This window comes from Nonomuraea rhodomycinica, from assembly GCF_013363995.1.
Lineage (GTDB): Bacteria > Actinomycetota > Actinomycetes > Streptosporangiales > Streptosporangiaceae > Nonomuraea > Nonomuraea rhodomycinica.
Genome location: NZ_JABWGO010000002.1, coordinates 459786 through 486077, shown reverse-complemented (window position 1 = coordinate 486077; position 26292 = coordinate 459786). Strand labels below are relative to the sequence as shown.

Below are 26292 nucleotides of genomic sequence, written 5' to 3'. Positions count from 1 at the left end.
CCGCAGCTGTTATCTCCTCCGGTTTCCCGGGCGCGTCGCCTGAGCCGACTGCGTTCTCCCAGGGGTACGCCACGGGCTGACCCCGTTCTCCCCGGGGTTACGCCACGAGCTGATGCCGTTCTCCCCAGGGGTGCACGGCGGGCCTGATGCCCGTCCTTTCGGCGCGCCACGGCCTGTTCTCCCTCCCCCTGATGTCGCCACCGGCCAGATGCTCTTTCCCAGGCGTGCCGCGTTCTCCGCGTTCTCTCCCGGCGTGCCGCGAGGCCCGGTGCGGCTTCGTGGGCGGGTGTTTCGCGGGTCCCGGGTGTTTCGCGCGCCTTGGGCATGGGGGTCCCTTAAGGACCTTGAGTGCGAGGGCGGTGCGGGTGGTGAAATGACCCGGTCAGCGATGGACGCTCCGGCCCCGCCACCTCCCGGGGCGTTCCTCCAGATTTCCACCAGCCGCCCCCGCGCTCGCACTTCTGTCGGTGGGCGGCGCTAGCATGCGCCGCATGCTCCCTCGTACTCGTACGGAATCGCTCACATGACCGACCTGACCGCCGACGAGGCGCGCCGCATCATCCTGCGCGCGCAGGGCCTGCTCGGCGCCGAGGGGCGCCGAGGCGGCCCGCGCGGCATGCTGCGCAGGCTCGGCGCAGTGCAGCTCGACACGATCTCGGTCCTCGCCCGGTCCCATGAGCTGGTCGCCTACGCGCGCCTGGGAGCGGTGGGCAGGGCGGAGGTCGAGCGCGCCTACTGGCACGAGCCGGCTCAGAGCTTCGAGTACTGGTGCCACGCCGCCTGCATCCTGCCGATCGAGCACTGGCCGCTCTACGCCTTCCGCCGCCGCGCCTACCGGGAGCGCGGCTTCCGCTGGCACGAGGTCCCCTACGACCACGTCGAGAAGCTGCTGCGGCAGGTGCGCGAGTCCGGCCCCGTCACCACCGCCGAGGTGGGCGGCGCGCGGGCGGCCAGGCGTTCCGACGGCGACGGCCAGGCCGGCGAGTGGTGGGACTGGTCCGAGTCCAAGATCGCGCTGGAGTGGCTGCTCGACATCGGCGAGCTGGTCTGCACCCGGCGCGTCGGCTGGCGGCGGATCTACGACCTCGCCGAGCGCGTCGTCCCCGCCGACCTCCTGGCCGAGGACCTCACCGACGAGGAGTGCGTCGTACGGCTCGCGCGAGTCGCGGGCCGCGCGCTGGGCGTCGCGACGCGGGGCGATCTGATCGACTTCCTGCGGCTCAAGGGCAAGTACGCCGCGATGCTGGACGAGTGCCTGCTCAGCGGCGCGGCCGGGCTCGTGCCCGTGACCGTGTCGGGCTGGCCGGCCCGAGACGCCTCCCGTGGCGGGAGCGCGAACGGTGGGAGCGCAAGCGCCGACGGGCAGGGTGCGGGCGACGGCGACGCGAGCGGCAGCGGCAGCGGCAGCGGCAAGGTGACGATCGCGGTCAACGGGCGGGCCGCCGGTGCGGGCCGGGCCGCCGTCAGGGCGAAGACCGTCAAGGGCGCCGCCGCGTGGGCCGATCCCGAGGCGCTGGCGTCCGAGCCGCGCGGCCGGCACCGCACCACCCTGGTCTCGCCGTTCGACTCGCTGATCTGGCACCGGGGCCGCACCGAGCGGGTCTTCGGCTTCGCGTACACGCTGGAGCTGTACGTGCCGCGCCACAAGCGCGTGCACGGCTACTTCACGATGCCCGTGCTGGCCGGAGGAAGGCTCATCGGGCGGGTCGATCCCGCGCGCGAGGGCTCCACGCTGGTGGCGCGGCAGCTCAGCCTGGAGCCGGGGCTGAGCGGCGCCCGGTGGGCCGACGCGCTGCGCGACGCCCTCTGGTCGGCCGCCGAGTGGGTGGGCTGCGACGCCGTACGGGTCGAACGGGCCGACCCGGGCCTCGCCGCCCACCTGGAGACGGCCGTCAGGTGATCTCCAGCATGCGCTCGCGCACGGCGTAGACCACGGCCTCCATGCGCGAGTGCAGCTGCAGCTTGTCCAGGATGTTGCGGACGTGGTTCTTCACCGTGTTCTCGCTGATGAACAGCTGCTTGGCGATCTCCCGGTTGTTCATGCCCTTGGCGACCAGGCGCAGCACCTCCATCTCGCGCTCGGTGAGCCGCGGGACCGGCAACTGGGGGGGTCGCTCGGCCTCCTTGCGGCTCATGTTCGCGAACTCGGTGATGAGCTTGGCCGCCATGGCCGGGTTGATGAGCGACTGGCCCTCGTGGACGCCGCGCACCGCCGCCGGGACGTCGTTGATCTGGACGTCCTTGAGCAGGTAGCCCGTCGCGCCGGCCTTGATGGCCTCGAAGAGGTCCTCCTCCTCGTCGCTCACCGTCAGCATGATGATGCGGGTGCTCGGCACCGAGGCCCGGATGCCCTTGGTGGCCTCGATGCCGTCCTGCCGGGGCATGCGGACGTCCATCAACGCCACGTCGGGCATGAGGCGGTCGGCCAGTTCGACCGCCTCCTGCCCGTCGCTCGCCTCTCCGACCACGTCGATGTCCGGCTCCGCGGCCAGCGCCAGGGCCAGGCTCCGCCTGATCAGCTCGTGGTCGTCCACGATCAGCACACGGATCGGCTCGCCGCCGGGCGCGCCGCCCTCATCGGGCTCGGTCACGAGGCCTCCTCGGTCAGCCTCGCGACCTCGCTTCGCTCGCTCACACGCACCTGACTGAGCTCGCTCACGTCTCCTCCTCGTCGGGGGGCCAGAGCCGTTGGACCGATGATGACACGAGTGCCGGGTCCTCGGTTGGTCGAGAAGATCCTTTAAGACGCTATCAGGGCTCGACGAGCCGCAACACGCCGTAGTTGTACCCCCGCCGGTTGTAGACGACGCACGGCTGGCCGCTCTCCTTGTCACGGAACAGGTAGAAGTCGTGTCCGACCAGCTCCATCTCGAGGAGGGCCTGGTCGATGGTCATGGGCTCGGCTCGGTGGAACTTCTCCCTCACGATGAGGGGGCCGTCACCTTCCATCTCGATGGGGACGATGTCGTCGTAGCGCCGGTCGTCGTACTGGGCGTCGTCGGGAAGCTCGCCGGTCTCGGGCTCGGGGGCCTCGGTGGCGAGCGGGGATGGGGCGGGTGTGAGATCCGCTGCGTCTGGGAGCGACGCGGTGAGCTCCGCCACGGAGGGCGGGCAGTGGTTGCCGTGGTGGACCTTGCGCCGGTCGGCGAGCCTGCGCAGGCGGCCTTCCAGCTTGTCCAGGGCGATGTCGAGGGCGGAGAAGCGGTCGTCGGCGGAGGCCTCGGCCCTGATGGCGGGCCCCCGGGAATGGATGGTCAGCTCGACGCGCTCGCGTTGCGCGGCGAGGCGCGGATTGCGCTCCTTCGACACCTCCACGTCGACTCTGATCAGTTTGCTGTCGAGACGCTCGATCCTGGCCAGCTTGGTCGTCACTTGGTCGCGGAACCGATCACTCACTCCTGTGTGCCGGCCCTTGACGATGATGTCCATGCAACAGCCCCCCTTCGCCTAACGACTGAGATAGAGCGCCCGGCGACGCGCCTGCCGGGCGGGGTCTTCTGTTTGCCTCCTGTTCACCGTTCCCCGCTTTCGGCCTTCCATCACCGGAGTTTCGGGCGGCACCCGTCCGGCCGACCTGGTCTTCGACCCCACATCCGCCTGCTGAGGGTTTCGCAGCTCTGATGCCACTACCGCCCTTCTCTTCTGACGAGGGACATCTGGACCCTCGGGAAGGCAGGACTTACCCCTAAGCCGCACCGTGATCGGTCGACAAAGAGTCGCCTTACGTGGACCGTTTCGCCTGCGGCTGGCATCGGCTAGCAGAGCCGGGACTCCCGGCTCTGCGCAACCACGGACCCGAACGGGTGCCATGTCAGAACGCTATCCGGATCGGACCCGAATGTCAGCCTGGGGATTGCCCAAAGGATCACTTTCTGTGATTTTCGCTTGGTGTGACTCGGGGGAAAGTTGCCCCCGTTTAGGATCTCCCTACCTTTATGTACTCCGGGATGATCTCTCTGAGCTGGCCTTCATCCGTACGGGGGGTAGTCAGATGTGACCCGCACGTGAGCACGCCCCGCCGCCGAACGTCACTTACGGTGACCTTCGGGCATTTTCGGATCTTCGGCGTGTCGCGGCCACGGTCACGGCGCAGGCCACGTCCCACCCCTCCTCCCGGAGCGCGCGGGCGGCCTCCGCCAACGTCGCGCCGGTGGTGACCAGGTCGTCCACGAGCACCACGGGCATGCCGAGCGCCCAGGGCGTGCCGGGCGTCCGAAACTTGTCCGTCCCGTGACCGTGGAGGGCTGCCGGTGACGGTGCCGTCGCGGTGGCCTTCGGCGCCGCCTCGCGTCCGACGACGCCGGTCATGTCGGCGGCGCGTTGCGCGAGGCGCAGGGAGCCCGCCACGTCGGCGCCGCGTTCGGCGGCGCTCAGGGAACCTGTCGGGTTCGGCGGGCGTCCGGTGACGCTCAAGGAACCTGTCGGGTTCGGCGGGCGTCCGGTGACGCGCAGGGAGCCCGCCAGGTTCGCGGCGCGTCCGGCCGCGTCGAGCCCGGCCTGGTCGGCCACGCGTCGTGCCGGCGTCAGGGCCCGCCACAGCACCGCCGGACGGCCGAGCCGGGTCAGGGCGTGGACGGCCAGCTCGGCGAGCCGCCCCATGGGGTCGTGGCCCCGCGAGCGCAGGGCGCGGCGGGCGCTCGGCACCGGCACGACCGCGAACGGGCCCTCGACGGGACGGCCGGCCGCGAGGGCCGAGGCCACGGTGAAGGCGAGCAGGGCGGCCAGGGGGACCGCCAGGCCGGTCTGGGCGCGTTCCTTGTAGGCGATCACGGCTCGCCGCAGCGGGCCTTCGTACCAGGCGGCGGACCAGCAGGCCGGGAGCCCGGCGGGGCGCGGCGCCGGCGTGCGGGGCTCCGGGGCGACGAGCGGCGCGAGGCACGCGTCGCACAGGGGCGCCCCGGGCGCGCCGCAGCCCACGCAGGGGCGCGGCAGGAGCACGTCGAGCACGGCGGTCAGCACGCGCCCCAGCATGCAGGACGCCACCGACATTCCCGCCGGGGGCACGAGGCGCCCTCCGCGCCGGGCGGGTTCCCTTCGCACCGCGCTCCTCCTGTACGCGCCCCGGGGTGCAGGCCGGTGGGACCGGACGACGGCGGTGGAGGGCGGCGAGGCGGTGGGACGTCGACGGGAGCCGACGAGGGCGCGACGGGTGCGGACGGTGCGCCAGACCGTGCGGTCAGCCCAGGGAGAAGATGGGGTTGGCGGCGTCGCCCTCGCCGACCTTGGACACCCACCCCTGCTTGTCCTGGTTGAACTCCAGGATCCCCTTGCGCCCCTCCGTGGCCGCGAGCAGCCGCTGGCCCAGGGCGCTGATCGACTCCAGCCGCTTGTTGGTCGCCGGGAGCTCCGTGCTCTGCCCGTCGCCCACGTAGATCTCCCTGACGCTCTGCGCGTTCTTGCTCTGGACGAGCACCAGCAGCCGCTCGCCATCGCGCCAGGCGATGTCCCGGATCTCCTCGTCGGTCACCGTGATCAGCGTCTGGAAGTTGCCCAGCATGGGGGCGCCGCCCCCGCCGGTGATCGCGCCGACCCGCACCTCGTTCTTGCCGACCGTCACCGCGACCCGCACGCCGTCGCGGGAGACGCGCAGCCGCGTGACGTCGAGCCCGTCGAGGCCCGGCGCGGCGACCCGTTCGGGGCCCCGGCCCGAGGCGGGGTCGCACCGCAGGACGGTGTCGTTGGCCCGGTCGTAGGTCCACAGCGTGCCGTCGCGGTGCCAGGACGGCGGCGTGAGGTCCTCCTGGCGGCCCTGGATCCAGCGCTGCCACCGGCCGTCGGGGGCGACCCGGGTGACCCAGATGCCGCCGCCGGCCGCCGGCGTGCCGCGCGCCGCCACCATGGCGCCGCCGTCGGACATCGCCAGGCGGCTGTAGAGCTCGTTCGGCTGGCCGGCGGGGCCCTGGACGGCGTTGCCCGGCCGGTCGTCGCCCAGGGAGCGCACGGCGCCCCGGCTGACGTAGTAGGCGGGGCTGACGTTGCTGCCGAGCCAGTCCTCGCGCATGTCGTCGGCGCGGATGACGAGCGGGTCGGAGGAGTAGAACGGCTCGCCGTCGAGCTGCACCTCGATGGTGCGGCCGTTGGCCATGTCGTTGTTGTTGAGCGTCCACTTGAGCTGCGCCTTGAGCCCGTCGGTGTACAGGTCGTCGGGCGCGATGGGGCCGTGCAGGTCGACCACGACGCGGTCGTCGTCGGAGCGGACCGAGCGGACGCTCATGCCCTGCGGGAAGACGCTGCCGACCGCGCCGTGCAGCGCCTTGCTGGGCCCGTCCAGGAGACGGCGGACGATGGTCTGCGCGAAGTTCTCGGTCGGCTTGACGCGCAGCCACACCCGGTCGACGACGAGCCGCCGCTCGGCGAACAGCCGGCTCGGCCCGGGCGGCCCGGCCAGGAAGTACAGCTTGGTGGGCCGGTAGGCGCGGGCCACGTCGTCCATGGTCAGCAGCAGCCCCGCGCCCCGCTCGACCGACTGGACGTGGTAGCCGCCCTGCGCGTCCTTGACCAGGGTGAAATCGACGGAGATGTCGCCCACGGCGGCCGAGTACGGCATGTACGTGTCGTCGGCCTCGATGCGGGCGACCGGGGTGCCGGTGAGCCTGATGACCACCTGGTCGCCGTCGCTCTTGCCCACGTAGTCGTACTTGGGGCGGTTGGCGATGACCGTGATGGGACCGTCCGGTCTCCAGGTCTTCGCGGCGGCGGGCGTGAGGTACGTGGACAGCACGCCGGGCTCGTCGGCGTAGGCCGCCATCGCGGCCTGGAGCCCCTGGACGACCTGGATGGGCGCCCAGGCCGGCTGCGGCGGCACGGCGATCATGCGTTGGAACGGCTTGCTCATGGGGTCGCCGCCGCCGGCCTCGTCCACCGGGAACGGGCCGCCGACCGGGATCACCGCGCAACCGGAGCCCGCCCATGCCACGACGGCGACGGCCAGGGCGGCCACCAGCCGCCTAGAGCTCCTCATGTCCGGCCCCGTCTCCCGACGCCGGCAGCAGCACCGGGGTCATCTGACCTCGCCAGGTGCGGCGCATCTCGATCTCCGGGGGCACCAGCGACAGCGGCGACCCCTTGAGGTCGGCGCCCGCCGTCCTGGGCAGCGTGAGCCTGAACTGGGAGCCCTCGCCGGCCTGCCCCCACGCCTGGAGCCAGCCGCCGTGGAGCGTGGCGTCCTCGCGCGAGATCGCCAGGCCGAGCCCGGTGCCGCCGATGGTGCGCGCCCGCGAGGGGTCGGCCCGCCAGAACCGGTCGAACACCATCGTCTCCTCGCCGGCCTTCAGGCCAATGCCGTGGTCGCGCACGGCCACGGCGACGGCGTCGCGGTCGGCGCCCACGGTGACCACCACGTCGCGGCCCTCGCCGTGCTCGATCGCGTTGAACAGCAGGTTGCGCAGGATCCGCTCGACCCGGCGGTTGTCGATCTCGGCCATGCATGGCTCGTTGGGCAGCCGCAGCTCGAAGCGGGTGGAGTGGCGCTCCGCCAGCGCCTCGGAGTCGGCGATGGCGCGCAGCACGACGTCGCGCACGTCGACGGAGTCGAGGTCGAGGGTGGCGGCGCCGGCGTCGTAGCGGCTGATCTCCAGCAGGTCGGCCAGCATGGACTCGAAGCGTTCGAGCTGGGCCTGCATGAGCTCGGCGGAGCGGGCGGCCATCGGCTCGAAGTCCTCGCGGGCGTCGTAGAGCAGGTCGGCGGCCATCCGGACCGTGGTGAGCGGGGTGCGCAGCTCGTGGGAGACGTCGGAGACGAACTGGCGCTGCACCTGGGACAGCTCCTCCAACTGGTGGATCTTGAGGGCGAGGTTGCCGGCCATCTCGTTGAAGGAGGTCGCCAGCCGGGCCAGGTCGTCCTCGCCGCGTACCTTGAGCCGTTCGTCGAGCTTGCCGGCGGCCAGGCGCTCGGCGGCCTGGCGGGCCAGCCGCACGGGGGTGACGACCTGGCGCGCCACGAGGTAGGCGATCGCGGCCAGCAGCAGCACCAGCCCGAAGCCCACCACGACGATGGCGAGGCGGACGTTGGAGAGCATCTGCTCTTCGTCGTTGAGCGGGAAGAAGTGGTAGACCTCGTAGCTGGCGCCCGCGTCGGGCGGGATGAGGCCGCCGATGACCAGCGTCAGCCGGGGCTGGGTCTCGCCGCTGAAGCGGATGAGCGCCTGGTGCCGCAGCGGCTTGTCGTAGCGCAGGTTCTTGGCCTGCCGTTCGAGGCCCTGCCGCAGGGCGAGGGGCACGTCGCGCGGCGACACCTTGCCCGAGGCGCGCGAGGAGCCCGGGGTGGCGGTGTTGAGGACGAGCACCTCGTAGCGCTTCTTGGAACCGTTCTCGCCGGAGCCGGTGATGGTGTTCATCACGGCGTCGAGGGGGTCGGCGGGCGCGCTCTTGCCGGTGTCGGCGGGCTTGGCCTGGTCGTCCGGCTCCTGGCTGAGCGCGGCGGCGATCTGGACGCGGTCGGCGAACGCCTCGCTGGCGGCCGACGCCTGGCTGCTCGCGATGACCGACTTGTTGATCTGGTCGGACAGGAACACGCCGAGGACGACCACGACCGTCACCGAGATGACCAGCGTGCTGGTGACGACCTGGAGCTGGAGCGAGCGCCGCCAGGCCCGGCGGACCGCTCCCACCGCACGCCGCGCCCGCCGGCGGACCCCGCCCAGGATCTGGCGGAGCGTCCGCCGACGGAGGGATCTGCTCGTCGTCGGGGGCATGGCGCGCGGAGGAGCCCGCTAGGCGGGGCCGGCCTTGTACCCCACGCCGCGGACGGTGACCACGATCTCGGGGTGCTCGGGGTCCTTCTCGATCTTGGCGCGGAGGCGCTGCACGTGCACGTTGACCAGGCGCGTGTCGGCGGCGTGCCGGTAGCCCCAGACCTGCTCCAGCAGGACCTCGCGGGTGAACACCTGGCGCGGCTTGCGGGCGAGCGCGACGAGCAGGTCGAACTCCAGCGGCGTGAGGTTGATGGTCTCCTCGCCCCGCTTGACGGAGTGGCCCGCGACGTCGATCGTGATGTCGCCGATCTGCAGGATCTCGGGGGTCGGCTCGTCGGTGCGGCGCAGCCGCGCCCGCACCCGCGCCACGAGCTCCTTGGGCTTGAACGGCTTGACGATGTAGTCGTCGGCGCCCGACTCCAGGCCCAGCACGACGTCGATCGTGTCGCTCTTGGCGGTGAGCATGACGATCGGGACCCCGGATTCGGCCCTGATCCTGCGTGCCACGTCGATGCCGTCGGCCCCCGGCAGCATCAGGTCGAGCAGCACCAGATCCGGGCGCGTGTCCCGGAACGCGTCAAGCGCCTTGTCGCCGTCGGAGACAAAGGATGGTTCGAAGCCCTCTCCGCGCAACACGATGCCCAGCATCTCGGCGAGAGCGGCATCGTCATCGACGACCAGCACGCGACCTTTCATGGCCCCTCATTCGTTCTACGCATTCTGGGACATACCCGCACGATCGCTGAAGGTTACCCTTGGTCGGCTCATGTGTGGGACAGGGGACCTTCAAAAGACCAATTTTAGACTCGCCCCACGATCGCCATATCAGTCTGCGGTAACCGACCGCCTTTCTGCCATCCCTAGACGAGATCACGCTGTGATTCGCCCGGGAATGCGGGCAACCGTCGCACCGAATCCCCTCCCCGACACCACCGTGTCCCCCAGCGTGCCAGGATTGGGATATGTCTGACGGTCACGGCCCCTCGCCCGAGACGCCACCAGGCTGGGCGGCCGAGCAGCCCCCACCCTACGGCCCTTCGCAGGCCTCGCCGTGGACCGCCCCTGGCTCCGCCCCGGGAGCTCCGCACGGCGGCGGCCCGGAGGCCCCCTTCCAGCAGGCCCCGCACGCTCCGTACCCGCCCCATCCCCAGCAGCCGACGGGCGGCTCGGGCTACGGGCTCGGCCACGGTTACGCCTACGGCATCCCGCAGGCCCCGCGCCCGGGGATCATCCCGCTGCGCCCGCTGCGCCTCGGCGACATCCTCGACGGCGCCATCAAGCTGGTCCGCTCCAACCCCAAGGCGGTGCTCGGGCTCTCGGCCGTCGCCGCGCTGCTGGCCTCCCTGCCGCTCGCCGTGGGGCAGGCGTTCGTGCTCGGCTCGATGCGCTCGACCCTCCGCGACGCCTACACCGACCCGTACGCGGAGCCCACCGGCGTGGCCGGCGGCTTCGTCGCCCAGTACGGGGGCTCCCTGGTCTCCGCGGCCGTCAGCTTCGTGGTCGTGACGGTGCTGACCGGCGTGCTGACGCGCATCCTCGGCCGGGCCGTCTTCGGCGGCTCCATCACCGCGGGCGAGGCGTGGCGGCTGACCCGCGGGCGCCTGCCCGCGCTGTTCGGCATGGTGGGGCTGCTCGTCGCCGTGCTGGCGGTGCCCCTGGTGGCCTTCCTCGGGATCCTCCTGGCGCTGTACGCCACCGGGTCGGTCTCCGGCGGCGGCCTGGCGGCCCTGCTGCTGGTGATGGTCCTGCTGTACCTGCCCTACCTGGTGTTCTTCCGCACCAAGTTCGGGCTCGCGGCCCCGGCGGTGGTGCTGGAGGGCATGGGCCCGGTCGCGGCCCTGCGGCGCTCCTGGCAGCTCGTCAGCGGCGACTTCTGGCGGGTCTTCGGCATCATGCTGCTCACCTCCATCATCGTGGGGGTCGCCGCGGCCATCCTGCAGGTGCCGTTCACCTTCGTCGGCATGCTGCTCGGCCTGCTGGGCGACGGCGCGGGCGCCACGGTCAGCGCCGTGGTGCTCATCGCCGTCGGCGGCACGGTCGGCGCGATGATCACCTATCCGATCGAGGCCGGCGTGTCGGGCCTGCTGTACGCCGACCGCCGCATGCGCAGCGAGGCGTTCGACCTCGTCCTGCAGACCGCGGCCGTGGAGCAGCAGCGGCAGGGCTGGGTGCACGCGTCGGCGGACGACCTCTGGCGTCCGACCCACACCCCGGCCCCGTGATGCCGTTCCTGGCGAGCCCGATCGGCCGCGACGAGGCCGCGCGCCGGGCCGCCGAGGAGCTCGCCCGGCCCGAGTACGCCCACGAGTCGCTGGTCGACCAGCTCTACCGGCACTTCACGCAGTTCCTGAGCGACCTGCTGGACGCGGTGGCCGGCGGCGGCACCACCGGCGGCTTCGTCGCGGCCGTCCTCATCACGCTCGTCCTCATGGGCCTGGTCGCGCTGGGCGCCTGGCGGCTGCGGCGCGCGGCCCGCGAGCACGCGCCCGCGCACGGCGTGTTCGGCGCGCGGGTGATGACCGCCGCCGAGCACCGGGAGGCGGCCGAGCGCGCCGCCGCCGAGGGCCGCCACGCCGAGGCGATCCAGGAGCGGCTGCGCGCGATCGCCCGCGACCTGGAGGAGCGCGCGCTGGTCGACGGCCAGCCCGGCCGCACGGCCGACGAACTGGCCGCCGAGGCGGGCCGTGCGCTGCCCGGCTTCGCCGGTGACCTCGCCGCCGCCGCGCGCTCGTTCGACGACGTGACCTACGGTGGCGTGGCCGGCACCCCGGCCGCGTACGCGGCGATGCGCGACCTCGACGAGCGCCTGCGCCAGGCCCGGCCCGCGCCCCTGGGGGCCCCGGCATGAGGGCCCGGGAACGGTGCCGGGAGGGCCGGGCATGAGTCTCACCGGCACGGGACCGGCCGAGACGCGGCAGTCGGCGCCCACCTCCCCCACGGCCCGCTCCATGTGGCGGGCGAGCCGGATGGCGATCCTGCTCGGCCTGCTCTTCGTGGCCGCCGCGGTCGTCAGCGTCGCCATCGGCGGCGGGACCGGCCCGTCGCGCCGGCTCGACCCCGACGACACCTCCCTCGACGGCTCCAAGGCGCTGGCCCAGCTCCTGCGCGCCCGCGGCGTGAGCGTGGACCGGGCCGACTCGGTGACGCGCGCCCGCGAGCTCGCGCGAGGCGGCGACCGGCTGCTGCTGATCACCGACACGAGCTTCGTCCTGGACCCGGCCGGGCTGGCCACCATCCCCGGCGACCGGGTCGTGGTGGGCGACCTCTACCGCCTCGACCTGCTCGCCCCGGGCGTGCGCAGCTCGGCGCAGGCCGGGGAGCGTTCGCGCGAGCCGGAGTGCCCGCTGCCCGCCGCGAGGGCCGCGGGCGACGCCTTCATGGGTGGCGCCGCCTTCACCGCGCCGCGCGGCGCGACCGGCTGCTACCCGGCCGGCGACGACGGCTGGACCCTGGTCAGCATGCCCAACGCGGGCGGCACGACCACGGTCGTCGGCGGCGGCGAGTTCATGACCAACCGGCGGCTGGCCGAGGACGGCAACGCGGCGCTCGCGCTCAACCTGCTGGGCTCGGCCAAGGCCGTCACCTGGCTGGTCGAGCCGCCGCGGGACGGCACGGGCGACACGGTGGCCGGCCCCGCCGGCCGGTCGATCTACGACCTGATGCCGCCGGGCGTCCCCTGGGCCGTGGCCATGGCGGCCGTGGCCGTGCTGGTCACCGGCCTGTGGCGGGGCAGACGGCTCGGCCCGGTGGTGACCGAGCGGCTGCCGGTCGTGGTGCGGGCCGCCGAGACCGTCGAGGGGCGCGGGCGGCTGTACCGGGCCAGGCGCGCCCGGGGCCGCGCGGCCGACGTGCTGCGGGCCGGCGCGATCGACCGGCTCCTCCCCCGGCTCGGGCTGGCGCCCGACGCGGGCCGCGACGAGGTCGTCGCGGCCGTCGCCGCGCGCACCGGACAGGACGCCGTCCAGGTCGGCTCCGCGCTGTACGGACCGGAACCCGCCGACGACGCCGGGCTCGTCGCCCTGGCCCAATACCTGGACACCATCGAAAGGACGGTCGGTGAACACTGAGGAGACCACCCGCGTGACGGGCCGCGGTGAGGCGGCCCGCGAGGCGCTGGGGGCGCTGCGGGCGGAGGTGTCCAAGGCCGTGGTCGGCCAGGACGCGGTCGTGACCGGGCTGGTGATCGCGCTGCTGTGCCGGGGGCACGTGCTGCTCGAAGGCGTGCCGGGCGTCGCCAAGACGCTCATGGTCCGCACGCTGGCGAAGGCGCTCGACCTGGGGTCCAAGCGGGTGCAGTTCACACCCGACCTGATGCCGGGCGACGTGACGGGCTCGCTGGTGTACGACGCGCGGACGGCGGAGTTCGAGTTCCGCGAGGGGCCGGTGTTCACCAACCTGCTGCTCGCCGACGAGATCAACCGCACCCCGCCGAAGACCCAGGCGGCGCTGCTGGAGGCCATGGAGGAGCGGCAGGTCACCGTCGAGGGCGACGCCCGCCCGCTGCCCGACCCGTTCGTGGTCTGCGCCACCCAGAACCCCGTCGAGTACGAGGGCACCTACCAGCTCCCCGAGGCCCAGCTCGACCGGTTCCTGCTCAAGCTGACCGTGCCGCTGCCGCCGCGCGAGCAGGAGATCGCGGTGCTGGAGCGGCACGCGCTCGGGTTCGACCCGCGCGACCTGTCGCACGTGCGCGCCGTGGCGACGGCGGCCGACCTGGCCGCCGGCCGCGAGGCGGTGGCGGCCGTCCACGTGGCCCCCGAGGTGCTCGGGTACATCGTGGACGTCTCGCGCGCCACCCGGAACTCGCCGTCGCTCCAGCTCGGCGTCTCGCCGCGCGGCGCGACCGCGCTGCTGGCCGCCGCGCGGGCCTGGGCGTGGCTGTCGGGCCGCGCGTACGTGACCCCCGACGACGTCAAGGCGCTGGCCCGGCCCGCGCTGCGGCACCGGGTGCAGCTGCGGCCCGAGGCGGAGCTGGAGGGCGCCACCGCGGACGGCCTGCTCGACGGCATCCTCGCCTCGGTCCCGGTCCCGCGCTGATGGCTCTGACCGGACGCGCCGCGCTGGTCGCGGCGCTCGGCGTCGTGGTGGTGCTGGTGGCGCCCCAGCCGGGGGCGGCCCTGGCCGGGGTGTGCCTGGTGCTGGCCGCGGCGATCCTCGTGGACCTCGCGCTGGCCGGGGCCGTCCGGCCGCTGCGCTTCCACCGCTCCGGCGAGACGCTCGTGCGGCTCGGGCAGCGGGCCACGGTGGAGCTGGTCGTGGAGAACCCGGGCTCGCGCCGGGTCCGCGGCGTGCTGCGCGACGCCTGGCCGCCGTCGGCGGGGGCCGCGCCGCGGGTGATGCGGCTGGACGTGCCGCCGGGCGAGCGCCGCCGGCTCACCGTGACGCTCACCCCGACCCGGCGCGGCGACCGCGAGTCCGTGGCGGTGACCGTGCGCTCCGTCGGCCCGCTCGGGCTGGCCGCACGCCAGGGACGGCACCGCTCGCCGTGGGCGGTGCGCGTGCTGCCGCCGTTCCTGTCGCGCAAGCACCTGCCCGCGCGGCTGGCGCGGCTGCGTGAGCTGGAGGGCCGGCATCCGGCACTCGTGCGCGGCCAGGGCACCGAGTTCGACTCGCTGCGCGAGTACGTGGTGGGCGACGACGTGCGCTCGATCGACTGGCGCGCCACCGCCCGCCGCCACGACGTGGTCGTACGGACCTGGCGGCCCGAGCGGGACCGGCGGGTGCTGATCGTCCTCGACACCGGCCGCACCTCGGCGGGCCGGGTGGGCGAGGCGCCGATCCCGCTGGCCGGGGCCCCGGCCGACGGGGGCGGGCCGGTGAGCGGGCGCGGGGCGCGGCCGGTGCCCGGCTGGCCGCGGCTCGACTGGTCGATGGACGCGGCGCTGCTGCTGAGCGCGCTCGCCGCCCGCGCCGGCGACCGGGTCGACTTCCTCGCCCACGACCGCGCCGTCCGCGCCTGGGTGTCGGGCGCCTCCCGCACCGAGCTGCTGTCGTCGCTGGTCAACGCGATGGCGCCGATCGAGGCGGAGCTGGTGGAGGCCGACTCGCGCGGCATGGTCTCCGCGATCCTGGCCCGGGCCAAGCGGCGCTGCCTGGTGGTGCTGCTGACCGACCTCAACGCCGCGGCCCTGGACGAGGGGCTGATGCCGGTGCTGCCGCAGCTGTCCTCCCGCCACCTGGTGCTGGTGGCCGCCGTCTCCGACCCGCGGGTGGCCGACATGGCGGCGCGCAAGGGCACGGCCGAGGAGGTCTACGACGCGGCGGCGGCCGAGCGCACCCGGCTGGACCGGCGCCGGATCACCGCGCGGCTGCGGCGGCACGGGGTCGAGGTGGTGGACGCGCCGCCGGACGACATCGCGCCCGCCCTGGCCGACGCCTACCTCGCGCTCAAGGCCGCGGGCCGCCTCTAGCCCGCTCCGCGAGGGCGCCGGAGGCGGCGGGCGTCAGGCGCTGGGGGCGACGTCCGGGGCGTGCTCGATGTCGCCCGTCTCGTCCCGGCGGGCGGCCCGCCGCCCGAACACCAGCACGTACGCGATGAAGACCGCCTCCGCCAGCACGCCGATGCCGATGCGCGCCCACGTCGGCAGCCCCGACGGCGTGACGAACGCCTCGATCAGCCCGGACGCGAACAGCACCACGACCAGCCCGAGCGCCACGCTCATCACGGCCCGGCCCTGCTCGGCCAGCGCCTCGGCGCGCCTGCGCGGCCCCGGGTCGACGACCGTCCAGCCCAGCCGCATGCCGACGGCCGCCGCGAGGAACACCGCGGTCAGCTCCAGCAGCCCGTGCGGGGTGATCAGGCCGAAGAAGATGTCGAGCTTGCCGCGCGAGGCCATGAGACCGCCGGAGACGGCGACGTTGGCCGCGTTCTGCCACAGCACGTACGGGATGGGCAGCCCGAGGAAGACCGCGTAGACGATGACCTGCGCCGACACCCACGCGTTGTTGATCCACACCCGGCCGGCGAACGACGCGGCGGGGTTCTCGGAGTAGTAGTCGGCGAAGTCGTGCTCGACGAGCCGCTTGATCTCCTCGGGGCCGGCGATCGCGGCCTGCACCTGCGGGTCGCCGGCCACCCACGCGCCCATGACCCACGACACGGCGAGGAACGCCAGGGCGGTGGCCAGCCACCACCACCGCGCCCGGTAGGCCACCACGGGGAACGACACCGTGGCGAACCTGGCCAGCTCCCGCCAGGCCGGCGCGTGCGCCCCGGTGACGGCCGACCTGGCGCGCGCGACCAGCGCGGACAACCGGCCGGCCAGCATCGCGTCGGTCGACGACGAGCGCACGATCGACAGGTGGGTGGACACCCGCTGGTAGAGGTCGACCAGCTCGTCCACCTCGGCCCCGGTCAGGGACGTGCGGTGCTTGACGAGATGGTCGAGCCGGTCCCAGGCCCCGCGGTGCGCCGTGACGAACGCGTCGATGTCCACCCGACCATTGTGGCCGGTCGATCAACGGGCCATTGCCGTTAGGCTCCACATATGTCTGAGGTCGTGACCGGGGACGCCGTCGTCGTCGAGGTGCGGGTGGCGCAGCTCCCGTCCCGCGCGCTGGCGCTCGCCATCGACATGGTCGTGCAGGTGACGCTGCTGATCGGCGCGCTCGTCGCGGTGCAGGCGTTCGCGATCGTCAGCGACCCGGCGCTGCTCGCCGCGGTCATGATCATCTTTGTGGTCCTCGTGCTGGTCGGCTACCCGGTCATCTTCGAGACGGCCACCCGGGGGCGCAGCCTCGGCAAGCTGGCGCTGGGCCTGCGGGTCGTGGGCGACGACGGCGGGCCGGAGCGGTTCCGGCAGGCGCTGTTCCGGGGGCTGGCGGGCATGCTGGAGATCTGGACGTTCACGGGGGCGCCGGCGCTGATCTCGTCACTGGTCTCGCAGCGGGGCAAGCGGCTGGGCGACGTGTTCGCCGGCACGATCGTGATCGCCGAGCGGGCGCCGCGCGACAACGGCCACCTCATCGTCATGCCGCCGCCGCTCGCGGCGTGGGCGGCGACGCTGGAGCTGTCGCAGCTTCCCCAGGAGGCGGCGACGGCCGCCCGGCAGTACCTCCTGCGCTGGCACGATCTCGCGCCGGCCGTGCGGCACGAGATGGGGGTGCGCATCGCGACGCAGGTCGCGGCGTACGTCTCGCCCGCGGCCCCGGCGGGGGTGCCGCCGCACGCGTACCTGAGCGCCGTGCTGGCCGAGCGGCGGCGGCGCGAGGAGGCCCGGCTGGCCCGCGTGACGCAACCCTGGGGCCGCCAGGCGCCCCAGCCTTACGCAGCCCCTCAGCCTTACGCCCCGTCCCAGCCATACGCGGGCCCTCAGCCTTACGCCCCATCCCAGCCATACGCGGGCCCTCAGCCTCACGCCGGCCCTCAGCCTTACCCGCCGCCGCAGGGGTTCCCGGCGCCGCAGCCCTTCACTCCCCCGCCGCCCTTCACGCCGGAGCCGCCCTCCGAGGGGCCGCAGAGCACGCCCGGGGGGTTCGCCCCTCCGCAGTGAGCGCCCGCTGAGAGGAGCGAGCGCCCGCCGACAGGTGCGAGCGTCCGCCGGAGGGAGGAGCGCCACCGTGCGAGGCGGCGGGTCCCCTCCCCCGGCAGGGCCGTCCTACTGGGTCTGCGGGTTGAGGACCTTCAGCCGCCTCCCGGCCGCCGAGGCCGTGCGCGGGTCGGTGATGCGCAGCACGTCCAGACCCTTCTGGATGTCGCTGCTGTAGATGTGGCCGTTGTAGTAGTACGCCGACCACGAGCCGCCGAAGTCGCGCGGCGAGAGCGGGCCCCGGTCGAAGTAGGCGATCTCCTGGGGCTTGGCCGCGTCGGTGAAGTCGAAGACCGACACGCCGCCCTGGTACCACGCCTGGACCATGATGTCGCGGCCCTTGGCCGGGATCAGCGAGCCGTTGTGGGCGACGCAGTTCTCGCCGGCGCTCTGGTGCCGCGGGATCTTGAAGTACGCCTGCTTGACGAGCCGGCCGCCCTCGACGGTGTAGATGGCGTCCGCGCCGCGCTGCGGGCCGACGGCCCGGGTGCAGGCGGCGCCGAGGCCGCCGCCGAGCTCGTCGGTGAAGACGACCTTGTCACCGGTGGCGTTGAAGGTGGCCGAGTGCCAGAACGCGAAGTTGTCGTCGGTCACCCGGGCGGTGACCTTCGGGCGCTCGCGGTCGGAGATGTCCATCAGCACGCCGTCGCCCATGCAGGCGCCCGCGGCGAGGTTCTTGCGGGCGAAGACCGTGATGTCGTGGCAGCCGCTGGTGGGCGAGAGGAGCGTCTCCTGCGTCTCGTTGCCGCCCTCGGGGAAGAGCACGGGCTTGGCGACCACCTTGGCGGCCGTGGGGCGGTCCAGCGGCACCTTGACGATCGAGATGCTGTCGTGGGGCGGCTTGCAGTGCGGGAAGTCGTTCTGCGGCCCGTACGAGGACACGTACAGGTAGACCGCCTTGCCCGTCTTGTCGGGCACGAGGGTGTTGGTGTGCGAGCCGCAGTCGGTCCGGACGGACTTGATGTACTTCGGACGGGACTTGTCGGAGATGTCGAAGATCCGGATGCCCTCCCACGCGGACCTGAACGCGGGCGAGGTCGGCTCCGCGCGGCAGGAGTCGCCCTTGACCGGGTCGTCCACCGACAGGAACAGCAGGTCGCCGTGGACCGACACGTCGTTCTGGCCGCCGGGGCAGGACACGCGGCTCACCACGGCCGGCTTGGCCGGGTTCTTGATGTCGTAGACCGTGAAGCCGTAGTAGTTGCCCTGGTAGGCGTAGCGTCCCTGGAAGGCCAGGTCCGTGCTGTAGGCGTCGGACGCGGTGAAGGCGCCCTGCTTGGGGATGGTGGCCACGTGCTTGACGTTGGAGCTGGCCTTGGCGCCGTCGTCGCGGGCCTGGGCCGGGGATGTCACGAGACCCAGCACCGCTCCCGTGAGCACGAGGACGCGGCCGATTCTGGACGCCACGGAGGACCTCCTGGTCGGGGATGAAGTCAGCCGCCCCACTATCGCAGGAAAAATCATCTTCTGTGGTGCGTGGCGTCCGGGCATGGCGAGGGCCGGCCCGCGGAGGAGGCGGGCCGGCCCCCCGCTCACGGGACCGCCCGGCACGCCGGGCCGGTCACCCCTGTGAGCTCAGCCGGTACGGAGGTCAGTCGTGGCCCCAGCCGCCTCCCCGGTAGGACTCCTGGGTCTGGACGTTGAGGCGGTCCGTGCGGACGCGCTCGGCGCCCCGCACGAGCGGGTCGTCGATCTTGATGACATCGAGCCCCTGGTGGAAGTCCGCCGCGTAGATGTGGCCGTTGTAGTAGTACGCCGACCAGACGCCGCCGCCGCTGCCGTCGGCGCGCGGGCCGCGCTCGAAGTAGCCGATCTCCCTGGGCTTGCTGGAGTCGGTGAAGTCCCAGATCGAGACGCCGCCCATGTACCACGCCTGGACCATGATGTCCTTGCCCTTGACCGGGATCAGCGAGCCGTTGTGGGCGACACAGTTCTCGCTGTCGGCCTGGTAGCGCGGGATCTTGAAGTAGCTCTTGAAGACGAGCCCGCGCCGCGTGACGTCGTAGATGGCGTCGGCGCCGCGGTTCGGGCCGGTGGCCTCGTTGCAGGTGGCCGCGCCGCCGCCGCCGAGCTCGTCGGTGAAGACGACCTTGCGGGCGTCGTTGCTGAACGTCGCCGAGTGCCAGAAGGCGAAGTTCGGGTCGGTGACCCGGGCGGTGACCCTCGGGTTCAGCCGGTCGGAGATGTCGAACAGCACGCCGTCGCCCATGCAGGCGCCCGCCGCGATGTCCTTCTCCGCGTACGCGGTGATGTCGTGGCAGCCGCTGGTGGGCACGAGCAGGCCGGGCTGGGTCTCGTTGCCGCCGTCGGGGAAGACGACCGGCGTCGCCGCGACCGCCGCGGCGGTCGGGTCGTCCAGCGGCACCTTGATGATGGAGATCTTGTCGTGCGGCGGCTGGCAGTCGGGGAAGTTCGCCGACGGGTTGTACGACGACACGTACAGGTAGACGTTGCGGTTGCGGTCGCGGCCCTTGCCCGGCACCAGGGTCAGGGTGTGGGAGCCGCAGTTCGTCTCGACCGACTTGATGTACTTGGGAGCGGCCTTGTCGGTGATGTCGAAGATGCGGACGCCTTCCCAGGCCTCCTTGTGGTCGGCCGACAGCGCGGTGCTGTTGCACGAGTCGTCGCTGCGCGAGCTGTCCACGGCGCTGAAGAGCAGGTTGCCGTAGACGCTGACGTCCATCTGGCTGCCCGGGCAGACGACCGAGCTGACCGGCTTGGCCTGCTTCGGGTCGCGGACGTCGTAGATGGAGAACCCGCCGTAGTTGCCGACGTACGCGTACCCGCTCTGGAACGCGATGTCGGTGTTGATGGTGCCCGCGATGGGCGCCGGCTTGGGGATGTTGAGCACGTGCGAGACGTTCGGGCTGGTCACCACGGTGTCAGCCGGAGGGATGTCCGCGGCCGAGGCGGGCATCGCCATCGCGCCTAAGGCGACGGCCGCAGCCGCGGCCACGAGACTCCTTCGCAGGGAGAGCACTCGGGGGCTCCTCTCGGAGGATAAAGCCTATATAAATGACAAGATTCTGACCCGTCTTGTCATCTGTCGCCTAGCGAGCACTATGTCAAGAAATTTGCTGACTTGCCGTATTTACGGGCGGTTGCCGGACCGTCTACAGTGCAACGTCGCAACTCCCCGCGGTCAAGGAGGTCGGGTGCGCAGCGCACTCATCGTCGGCGCCTGCGCCTTCCTGCTGGTCACCGGCTGTACGGACACCCCGGCGGCGGCTCCGCCGGTCCCCACGGTGACCGACACGGCGCCCGTTCTCGCCCCCGGCAAGCCCGGCGAGGAGGCCCGCACGCTGGCGCCGAGCGAGGCGGCCACCGCCGTGCCGCCCCAGCGGGCCAACGCGGCCGACGTCCGCTTCATGCAGAACATGATCGTTCACCACCGGCAGGCGCTGGACATGAGCCTGCTGGCCGGCTCCCGAGCCGAGAGTGACGCGGTCAAGCGGCTGGCCGCCCGCATCAACGACGTGCAGGGCCCCGAGATCGCGATGATGACCGACTGGCTCAGGGCGCAGGGCCAGCAGGTGCCCGACCACCACGCCGCGCACCAGGGCATGCCCGGGATGGCCACGCCCGAGCAGATGGAGGCCCTGAAGGCGGCCAAGGGCGCCGCCTTCGACCGCCTGTTCGTCCAGCTCATGACCGCCCACCACCAGGGGGCGCTCACGATGTCGGCCGAGGTCCTGACCAAGGGCTCGCACCAGCGGGTCCAGGAGATCGCCGAGGACATCTCGGTCAGCCAGTCCGCCGAGATCCGCCGCATGTCCGCCATCCACTGACGCACCGCCGCCACTCCGAGACGCCGCCGGCCGTCCGACGAGGCCACCGGCCGTCCGACGCGCCGCCCGCCGTACCACGCGCCGCCCGCCGTCCGAGGCGCCGCCCGCCGTCCCATCCGCCCGCCGTCCCACGCGCCGCCCGCCGTCCGCGGGACCTCCCGGCGGACGTGGCGGCTCCTGCCGCGGTCAGGAACCGGCGCGCCAGGAGTGCAGGTACGACTCCTGCTCCTCCGTGAGGGCGTCGATGCCGATGCCCGTGGCCGCCAGCTTGAGCCGGGCCACCTCCTGGTCGATCGAGTCGGGCACGTCGTAGACCCCGGGCGCGAGCCCGGCCCGCTCCCCGACGAGCCAGGCCACCGCGAGGGCCTGCGCCGAGAACGACATGTCCATGACCGCCGCCGGATGCCCCTCCGCGGCCGTCAGGTTCACCAGGCGGCCCTCCGCCAGCAGCAGCAGCCTCCGGCCGTCGGGCAGGACGTACTCGTCGGTGTTGGGCCGCACGCCGCGGTGGACCTCGACGGCCAACTCGTCCAGGGCCCGCACGTCGATCTCCACGTCGAAGTGCCCCGCGTTGGCCAGGATGGCGCCGTCCTTCATGACGGCCAGGTGCTCGGCCCGGATCACGTCGCGGTTGCCCGTCACGGTGATGAACAGGTCACCGGTCTCGGCCGCCTCCGCCATGGGCCGCACCTCGTAGCCCTGCAGGGTGGCGTCGAGCGCCTTGACCGCGTCGATCTCGGTCACCACGACCCGCGCGCCGAACCCCTTGGCCCGCTCCGCCACGCCCCGCCCGCAGAACCCGAACCCCGCCACCACCACCGTCCGCCCCGCGAGCATGGTGTTGGTGGCCCGCATGATCCCGTCCAGCGTGGACTGCCCGGTGCCGTAGCGGTTGTCGAACATCCGCTTCGTCCGCGTGTCGTTCACCGCCACGACCGGGAACCGCAGCGCGCCCTCCGAGGCCATCTGCCGCAGCCGGATGATCCCCGTGGTCGTCTCCTCGCAGCCGCCGCTCACCCCGCCGAGCAGGTCGGTGCGCTCGGTATGCAACGTGTTGACCAGGTCGCAGCCGTCGTCGAGCACCAGGTCGGGCCCCAGGTCGAGGGCCTGGTGGATGTGCCGGTAGTAGGTGGCCCGGTCCACGCCCGCCCGCGCGTGCACCGCGATGCCGTAGCCGCGCAGCGCCTCGGCCACGTCGTCCTGGGTGGACAGCGGGTTGGAGGCGGCCAGCGCGATCTCGGCGCCGCCCGCGCTGAGCGCGCCCATGAGCACCGCGGTCTCGGCGGTGACGTGCAGGCACGCGGCGATCCTCAACCCGTCCAGCGGCCGTTCGGCCCCGAACCGCTCCCCGATCGCCGTCAGAACAGGCATCGACCGGGCAGCCCAGGAGATCTGCCGCTCACCACTGTCCGAGAGATCCACGTGCCAAGCCCCAACCGAAGAACACGGCCAAGAGTGCGCTCGTGACGGCGCGCATGCCGTGAGCCCTCACGACCGGCCATGACAGACGGAGGGGACGTCGGCGAGTGCGGGTAACTTGGCCTGCCGTAAAAGATGATCTTAAAGACAGCTCCGGAGGGAAAGCCCCTCCGGAGCATCAGCACTCACACCACTCAGTACCGGTAGTGGTCCGACTTGTACGGGCCCTCGACGTGGACGCCGATGTAGGCGGCCTGCTCCTTCGTCAGCTCGGTGAGCTTGACGCCGAGGGCGTCGAGGTGGAGCCGGGCGACCTTCTCGTCCAGGTGCTTGGGCAGCGTGTAGACGCCGATCGGGTACTCGCTGGTCTTGGTGAACAGCTCGATCTGCGCGATCACCTGGTTGGTGAACGAGTTGGACATCACGAAGCTCGGGTGGCCGGTGGCGCAGCCGAGGTTCATCAGGCGGCCCTCGGCCAGCACGATGATCGAGTGGCCGTCGGCGAAGACCCACTCGTCGACCTGCGGCTTGATGTTGCGCTTCTCGATGCCCGGCAGCTTGGCGAGGCCGGCCATGTCGATCTCGTTGTCGAAGTGCCCGATGTTGGACACGATCGCCTGGTGCTTCATCCGCGCCATGTGGTCGGCGGTGATGATGTTGAAGTTGCCCGTGGCGGTCACGAAGATGTCGGCGAGGCCGACGACCTCGTCGAGCGTGGTGACCTGGAAGCCGTCCATGGCCGCCTGCAGGGCGCAGATCGGGTCGATCTCGGTGACGATGACGCGGGCGCCCTGGCCGCGCAGCGCGTCGGCGCAGCCCTTGCCGACGTCGCCGTAGCCGCACACCACGGCGACCTTACCGCCGATCAGCACGTCGGTCGCGCGGTTCAGGCCGTCGATGACCGAGTGGCGGCAGCCGTACTTGTTGTCGAACTTCGACTTGGTGACCGAGTCGTTGACGTTGATCGCCGGGAACAGCAGCTGGCCGTTCTTGTGCATCTCGTACAGGCGGTGGACGCCGGTGGTGGTCTCCTCGGTGACGCCCTTGATCTGCTCGGCGATCCGGGTCCACTTCTTGTCGTCGCCGACCGTGCGGGTGAGCAGGTCGATGATGACGTGCCACTCCTCCGGGTCCTCGGCCGTGGCGGCGGGGACGGCGCCGGCCTTCTCGTACTCGGCGCCCTTGTGGACGAGCAGGGTGGCGTCGCCGCCGTCGTCGAGGATCATGTTGGGGCCGTCACCGCCGGGCCAGGTCAGCGCCTGCTCGGTGCACCACCAGTACTCCTCCAGCGTCTCGCCCTTCCAGGCGAAGACGGGGACGCCCTTGGGGTCGTCGACGGTGCCGTCGCGGCCGACGACGACCGCGGCGGCGGCGTGGTCCTGGGTGGAGAAGATGTTGCAGCTGACCCAGCGCACCTCGGCGCCGAGGTCGACCAGCGTCTCGATGAGGACCGCGGTCTGGATGGTCATGTGCAGGGAGCCCATGATCTTCGCACCGCGGAGGGGCTGCGCGGCCGCGTACTCCTTACGGATCGCCATGAGTCCGGGCATCTCGTGCTCGGCGAGCCTGATCTCCTTGCGGCCGAAGTCGGCAAGTGAAAGGTCGGCGACCTTGAAGTCCATTGTTTCCCCTCGCATCGGGACGGTGTCTCGCATCGGGACGGTGTCGCCGACGAGTCTAGGCGTCCTTCCGGCGAGGTCGCATCTCGGCGCCCCCGAAACTGACGTAAGAATGTAAGGATGCGTATCACGGAGGCCGCGCGGCGGCTCGGCATGTCCCCCCGGATGCTGCGCTACCGGGAGGCGCTCGGCCTGCTGCCCCCGGTCCGCGAGCAGGGCGCCCACCGCCGGTTCGGGCCGGAGGAGCTCGCGGCCGTGGCCCAGGGGGTCGAGCTGGAGAAACGCTTCGACGTCTCGCCCGCCGAGCTGGCCTTCGCGCTGCGGGTGCTCAGCGAGCCCGCCGTCGCCGCGGCGGTGCGCGACCTCGGCATCCGGATCGGGCGGATCGCGGTGCCGCGCCGCGCGCTCGACTTCGAGAAGGAGAAGGCGCTGCGGCTGCTTCGAACCAGCGCTCCCGCGCATACGTCTAAGAAATCATGAAAGAGCTCTTAGTGGCCGCCGTGCTCGCGCTCTCGCCGGCGCAGGCGGCGGGCTCCCCGGCGGCGCCCGCCCCGGACTCCCCGGTCCAGGCCGTGCCGGCCGGCGGCGCGTCCGGCAAGCCCCGCGAGGTCAAGGTGTACTTCTCCAAGGGACACGGCATCCCCGGCAAGGTCGTGGCCGTGACCCGCAAGGCGCCGGACCGGGGGGTGGCCAGGTTCGCCGTCCAGCAGCTCATCGCCGGCCCCACGAAGGCCGAGCGGCGGCGCGGCCTGCACTCGGAGCTGACGGGCAAGCTGCGCGGCCGGTCGACCTGCGGCGCCGACTTCACCGTCGCCATCAGGAAGGGCGTGGCGACGCTGCGCTTCTGCCGCACCGTCGTGAGCGACGGCGTCGGCGGCGACGCCCGCGCCCTGTACACGATCGACCGGACACTCAAGCAGTTCGCCGGCGTGCGCGACGTGATCAGCCTGGACAAGAAGGGCCGCTGCCTGTTCGACCAGAGCGGCACCGGCCGGGCCTGCCTGACCGCTCACGAGTAGGAAGCCCCCGCGGCGGCGTCCCCGGGCAGGCCACCCGGAGATGCCGCCCCCGGACGGGGCGGGGCTCAGCCGGGGGTGCCGGTGGGGGACGGAGTCTCCCCGGTGGGGGCATGGAGCTGCTGGGCCAGCCACGGCAGGGCCTGCGGCAGCTCCCGGTTCCAGGTGTTGAAGTTGTGGCCGCCGCTGGGCAGGATCAGCGACGACGCCTGCATGGGCGGCTTGACCGCGGCCAAGAAGGCGAGCGTCGAGCGGTAGTCGCTCTCCCCCTTCCGGCTGCTGGTCACCAGCACGCTGACCGGCGGCGCGGGCAGCGTCGCCAGCCGCCACATCAGGTCGTTGTCGTGCTCGACGGCCTGCTGCCCGCCGAACAGGTCGCCCGTGGTGCCGTCGATGATCGTCCGGTAGTAGCCCGACAGCGACACCGCCGCCGAGAACGCCTGCGGATGGGTCATGGCGAGCTTCAGCGCGCAGTACCCGCCGGTCGAGCCCCCGAGGATCCCCCAGGACTCCCTGCCCGGCGCCACCCGGTACGCGGTCGTCATGTCCCGCCGCACGTCGTCGGCGAAGTACTTCTGGACCTGCGGCCCGCCCGGCACGTCCACGCACTCGGTGTCGCGCGGCAGCACCACGCTGGGCCGCATCATGACGAGGACCGCGGGCGGCACCTGGTGGCGGCTGATGGCGGTCGCGAGCCGTCCGGGCAGGTCGAGCCTGGTCATCAGGTTGCGCGGGTCACCCGGGTAGCCGGTCAGCGCCAGGATCGCGGGGAAGCGCCGCCGCTGGTCCCTCAGGTAGGCCGTGGGCAGGAACACGTACGCCTGCTCGCTGAGGTGCGTGGTGGGGCCGGGCATGATGACCTGTTCGATCCGGCCGCCGCGCACCGCCTGGCTGTCCAGCACCTGCAGGCCCTGCCCGGCGATCGTGATGGCCGCCGTGCCGGGGTCGGTGCCGAGCAGGTCGTCCCACGAGCCGTAGAAGCCGAAGTAGTTGTTGACCAGCAGCCCGAGCGCCGCCAGGGTCAGCACCTGGTTCCCCGTCAGCACCCCCGCCCGCGCCAGCACGGCGGTCCAGCGCCGTCCGGCCAGTCGCCCGGCCAGCCGCGGCCACGCCCACACCGTGGCGACGAGCGCGCCGATCGCCAGTGCGGCCGTCATAAGCTGGAGGAGCAGCGAAGTGAGTCCCATCTTCCAGAGGCTTACCCGCCACGCCGTAAGACCGTGGTTAAC

At 72.5% G+C, this 26292-nt stretch carries 22 protein-coding genes; 10 read left to right on the top strand and 12 right to left on the bottom strand.

All coding sequences use genetic code 11. The features are described 5' to 3' along the window. The first annotated feature begins 523 nt into the window (after nucleotides 1-523). On the top strand, nucleotides 524-1900 hold the full coding sequence (locus HT134_RS45500; protein ID WP_246364380.1) for a winged helix-turn-helix domain-containing protein: 1377 nt from the start codon (nucleotides 524-526) through the stop codon (nucleotides 1898-1900). On the opposite strand, the gene HT134_RS13235 is transcribed toward HT134_RS45500, so the two are convergent. The 6 genes from HT134_RS13235 to mtrA form a co-directional block, all read right to left on the bottom strand. Beyond that, nucleotides 1893-2591 carry a response regulator gene (locus tag HT134_RS13235; protein WP_175587569.1) on the bottom strand — a complete coding sequence of 233 codons (699 nt, stop codon included), beginning with the start codon at nucleotides 2589-2591 and terminating at the stop codon, nucleotides 1893-1895. The two genes, HT134_RS45500 and HT134_RS13235, sit on opposite strands and share 8 nt — an antisense overlap. Before the next feature lie 160 nt (nucleotides 2592-2751). After that, nucleotides 2752-3429, bottom strand: coding sequence for a ribosome hibernation-promoting factor, HPF/YfiA family (hpf, locus tag HT134_RS13230; protein WP_175600645.1), 678 nt, complete (start codon nucleotides 3427-3429; stop codon nucleotides 2752-2754). Nucleotides 3430-4032: 603 nt separating this feature from the next. Further along, nucleotides 4033-4959 (bottom strand): ComF family protein, encoded by a 927-nt coding sequence (locus HT134_RS45495; RefSeq protein WP_312888110.1) that lies wholly within the window; start codon nucleotides 4957-4959, stop codon nucleotides 4033-4035. A gap of 217 nt (nucleotides 4960-5176) precedes the next feature. Beyond that, complete coding sequence (locus HT134_RS13220; protein ID WP_175600644.1) at nucleotides 5177-6961, bottom strand: LpqB family beta-propeller domain-containing protein; 1785 nt, start codon at nucleotides 6959-6961, stop codon at nucleotides 5177-5179. After that, nucleotides 6948-8693, bottom strand: a complete 1746-nt coding sequence (gene mtrB, locus HT134_RS13215) for an MtrAB system histidine kinase MtrB (protein ID WP_175600643.1) — start codon at nucleotides 8691-8693, stop codon at nucleotides 6948-6950. Before mtrB ends, HT134_RS13220 begins: the two co-directional genes overlap by 14 nt. 18 nt (nucleotides 8694-8711) lie before the next feature. Then, complete coding sequence (mtrA, locus tag HT134_RS13210; protein WP_043620615.1) at nucleotides 8712-9389, bottom strand: MtrAB system response regulator MtrA; 678 nt, start codon at nucleotides 9387-9389, stop codon at nucleotides 8712-8714. Between the two features lie 266 nt (nucleotides 9390-9655). On the opposite strand from mtrA, the gene HT134_RS13205 reads away from it, so the two are divergent. Genes HT134_RS13205 through HT134_RS13185 form a run of 5 tightly spaced genes read left to right on the top strand, consistent with a single transcriptional unit; the run spans nucleotide 9656 to nucleotide 15103 of the window. Next, nucleotides 9656-10915: a DUF7847 domain-containing protein gene (locus HT134_RS13205; RefSeq protein ID WP_175600642.1), complete on the top strand. Its 1260-nt coding sequence runs from the start codon at nucleotides 9656-9658 to the stop codon at nucleotides 10913-10915. Continuing rightward, nucleotides 10915-11541: a DUF4129 domain-containing protein gene (locus HT134_RS13200; RefSeq protein WP_175601103.1), complete on the top strand. Its 627-nt coding sequence runs from the start codon at nucleotides 10915-10917 to the stop codon at nucleotides 11539-11541. Before HT134_RS13205 ends, HT134_RS13200 begins: the two co-directional genes overlap by 1 nt. A 31-nt stretch (nucleotides 11542-11572) precedes the next feature. Further along, nucleotides 11573-12760, top strand: a complete 1188-nt coding sequence (locus HT134_RS13195) for a DUF4350 domain-containing protein (protein WP_175600641.1) — start codon at nucleotides 11573-11575, stop codon at nucleotides 12758-12760. Further along, complete coding sequence (locus HT134_RS13190; RefSeq protein WP_312888108.1) at nucleotides 12750-13730, top strand: AAA family ATPase; 981 nt, start codon at nucleotides 12750-12752, stop codon at nucleotides 13728-13730. Before HT134_RS13195 ends, HT134_RS13190 begins: the two co-directional genes overlap by 11 nt. After that, nucleotides 13730-15103, top strand: a complete 1374-nt coding sequence (locus HT134_RS13185; protein WP_175600640.1) for a DUF58 domain-containing protein — start codon at nucleotides 13730-13732, stop codon at nucleotides 15101-15103. The genes HT134_RS13190 and HT134_RS13185 overlap by 1 nt, the downstream gene beginning before the upstream one ends. A gap of 33 nt (nucleotides 15104-15136) precedes the next feature. Here HT134_RS13185 and HT134_RS13180 read toward each other — a convergent pair whose 3' ends face one another. Further along, nucleotides 15137-16129: a stage II sporulation protein M gene (locus HT134_RS13180; RefSeq protein WP_175600639.1), complete on the bottom strand. Its 993-nt coding sequence runs from the start codon at nucleotides 16127-16129 to the stop codon at nucleotides 15137-15139. Between the two features lie 51 nt (nucleotides 16130-16180). Between HT134_RS13180 and HT134_RS13175 the strand changes: the two genes are divergently transcribed. Beyond that, on the top strand, nucleotides 16181-17185 hold the full coding sequence (locus HT134_RS13175) for an RDD family protein (RefSeq protein ID WP_175600638.1): 1005 nt from the start codon (nucleotides 16181-16183) through the stop codon (nucleotides 17183-17185). 105 nt (nucleotides 17186-17290) lie between these two features. Here HT134_RS13175 and HT134_RS13170 read toward each other — a convergent pair whose 3' ends face one another. Both HT134_RS13170 and HT134_RS13165 read right to left on the bottom strand, forming a co-directional pair. Further along, complete coding sequence (locus HT134_RS13170) at nucleotides 17291-18685, bottom strand: LVIVD repeat-containing protein (protein WP_246364379.1); 1395 nt, start codon at nucleotides 18683-18685, stop codon at nucleotides 17291-17293. Between the two features lie 127 nt (nucleotides 18686-18812). Continuing rightward, complete coding sequence (locus HT134_RS13165; RefSeq protein ID WP_217707885.1) at nucleotides 18813-20144, bottom strand: LVIVD repeat-containing protein; 1332 nt, start codon at nucleotides 20142-20144, stop codon at nucleotides 18813-18815. Between the two features lie 232 nt (nucleotides 20145-20376). On the opposite strand from HT134_RS13165, the gene HT134_RS13160 reads away from it, so the two are divergent. Next, entirely contained in the window at nucleotides 20377-21009 is a 633-nt protein-coding gene (locus tag HT134_RS13160; RefSeq protein WP_312888107.1) for a DUF305 domain-containing protein, read from the top strand. Nucleotides 21010-21195: 186 nt separating this feature from the next. Here the strand turns inward: HT134_RS13160 and HT134_RS13155 are convergent, their stop codons facing one another. Both HT134_RS13155 and ahcY read right to left on the bottom strand, forming a co-directional pair. Continuing rightward, nucleotides 21196-22431, bottom strand: coding sequence for an adenosylhomocysteinase (locus HT134_RS13155; RefSeq protein ID WP_175600634.1), 1236 nt, complete (start codon nucleotides 22429-22431; stop codon nucleotides 21196-21198). A gap of 191 nt (nucleotides 22432-22622) precedes the next feature. After that, nucleotides 22623-24050: an adenosylhomocysteinase gene (ahcY, locus tag HT134_RS13150; protein WP_175600633.1), complete on the bottom strand. Its 1428-nt coding sequence runs from the start codon at nucleotides 24048-24050 to the stop codon at nucleotides 22623-22625. Between the two features lie 117 nt (nucleotides 24051-24167). Here ahcY and HT134_RS13145 point away from each other — a divergent pair, with 117 nt between their 5' ends. Next, nucleotides 24168-24527, top strand: a complete 360-nt coding sequence (locus HT134_RS13145) for a MerR family transcriptional regulator (RefSeq protein WP_175600632.1) — start codon at nucleotides 24168-24170, stop codon at nucleotides 24525-24527. Next, a complete protein-coding gene (locus HT134_RS13140) occupies nucleotides 24524-25066 on the top strand; it encodes a GerMN domain-containing protein (RefSeq protein WP_175600631.1) in 543 nt (180 codons plus the stop codon). Before HT134_RS13145 ends, HT134_RS13140 begins: the two co-directional genes overlap by 4 nt. Before the next feature lie 65 nt (nucleotides 25067-25131). On the opposite strand, the gene HT134_RS13135 is transcribed toward HT134_RS13140, so the two are convergent. Next, nucleotides 25132-26250 carry an alpha/beta hydrolase gene (locus tag HT134_RS13135; RefSeq protein ID WP_175600630.1) on the bottom strand — a complete coding sequence of 373 codons (1119 nt, stop codon included), beginning with the start codon at nucleotides 26248-26250 and terminating at the stop codon, nucleotides 25132-25134. Nucleotides 26251-26292: the final 42 nt, after the last annotated feature.

Coding starts and splice junctions, on each gene's coding strand:
- HT134_RS13145 (WP_175600632.1), top strand. CDS start 24,168: ATGCGTATCACGGAGGCCGCGCGGCGGCTCGGCATGTCCCCCCGGATG.
- HT134_RS13185 (WP_175600640.1), top strand. CDS start 13,730: ATGGCTCTGACCGGACGCGCCGCGCTGGTCGCGGCGCTCGGCGTCGTG.
- HT134_RS13170 (WP_246364379.1), bottom strand. CDS start 18,685: ATGATTTTTCCTGCGATAGTGGGGCGGCTGACTTCATCCCCGACCAGG.
- HT134_RS13135 (WP_175600630.1), bottom strand. CDS start 26,250: ATGGGACTCACTTCGCTGCTCCTCCAGCTTATGACGGCCGCACTGGCG.
- HT134_RS13165 (WP_217707885.1), bottom strand. CDS start 20,144: ATGGCGATGCCCGCCTCGGCCGCGGACATCCCTCCGGCTGACACCGTG.
- HT134_RS13220 (WP_175600644.1), bottom strand. CDS start 6,961: ATGAGGAGCTCTAGGCGGCTGGTGGCCGCCCTGGCCGTCGCCGTCGTG.
- mtrA (WP_043620615.1), bottom strand. CDS start 9,389: ATGAAAGGTCGCGTGCTGGTCGTCGATGACGATGCCGCTCTCGCCGAG.
- HT134_RS13140 (WP_175600631.1), top strand. CDS start 24,524: ATGAAAGAGCTCTTAGTGGCCGCCGTGCTCGCGCTCTCGCCGGCGCAG.
- HT134_RS45500 (WP_246364380.1), top strand. CDS start 524: ATGACCGACCTGACCGCCGACGAGGCGCGCCGCATCATCCTGCGCGCG.
- ahcY (WP_175600633.1), bottom strand. CDS start 24,050: ATGGACTTCAAGGTCGCCGACCTTTCACTTGCCGACTTCGGCCGCAAG.
- HT134_RS13195 (WP_175600641.1), top strand. CDS start 11,573: ATGAGTCTCACCGGCACGGGACCGGCCGAGACGCGGCAGTCGGCGCCC.
- mtrB (WP_175600643.1), bottom strand. CDS start 8,693: ATGCCCCCGACGACGAGCAGATCCCTCCGTCGGCGGACGCTCCGCCAG.
- HT134_RS13200 (WP_175601103.1), top strand. CDS start 10,915: ATGCCGTTCCTGGCGAGCCCGATCGGCCGCGACGAGGCCGCGCGCCGG.
- HT134_RS13175 (WP_175600638.1), top strand. CDS start 16,181: ATGTCTGAGGTCGTGACCGGGGACGCCGTCGTCGTCGAGGTGCGGGTG.
- HT134_RS13205 (WP_175600642.1), top strand. CDS start 9,656: ATGTCTGACGGTCACGGCCCCTCGCCCGAGACGCCACCAGGCTGGGCG.
- hpf (WP_175600645.1), bottom strand. CDS start 3,429: ATGGACATCATCGTCAAGGGCCGGCACACAGGAGTGAGTGATCGGTTC.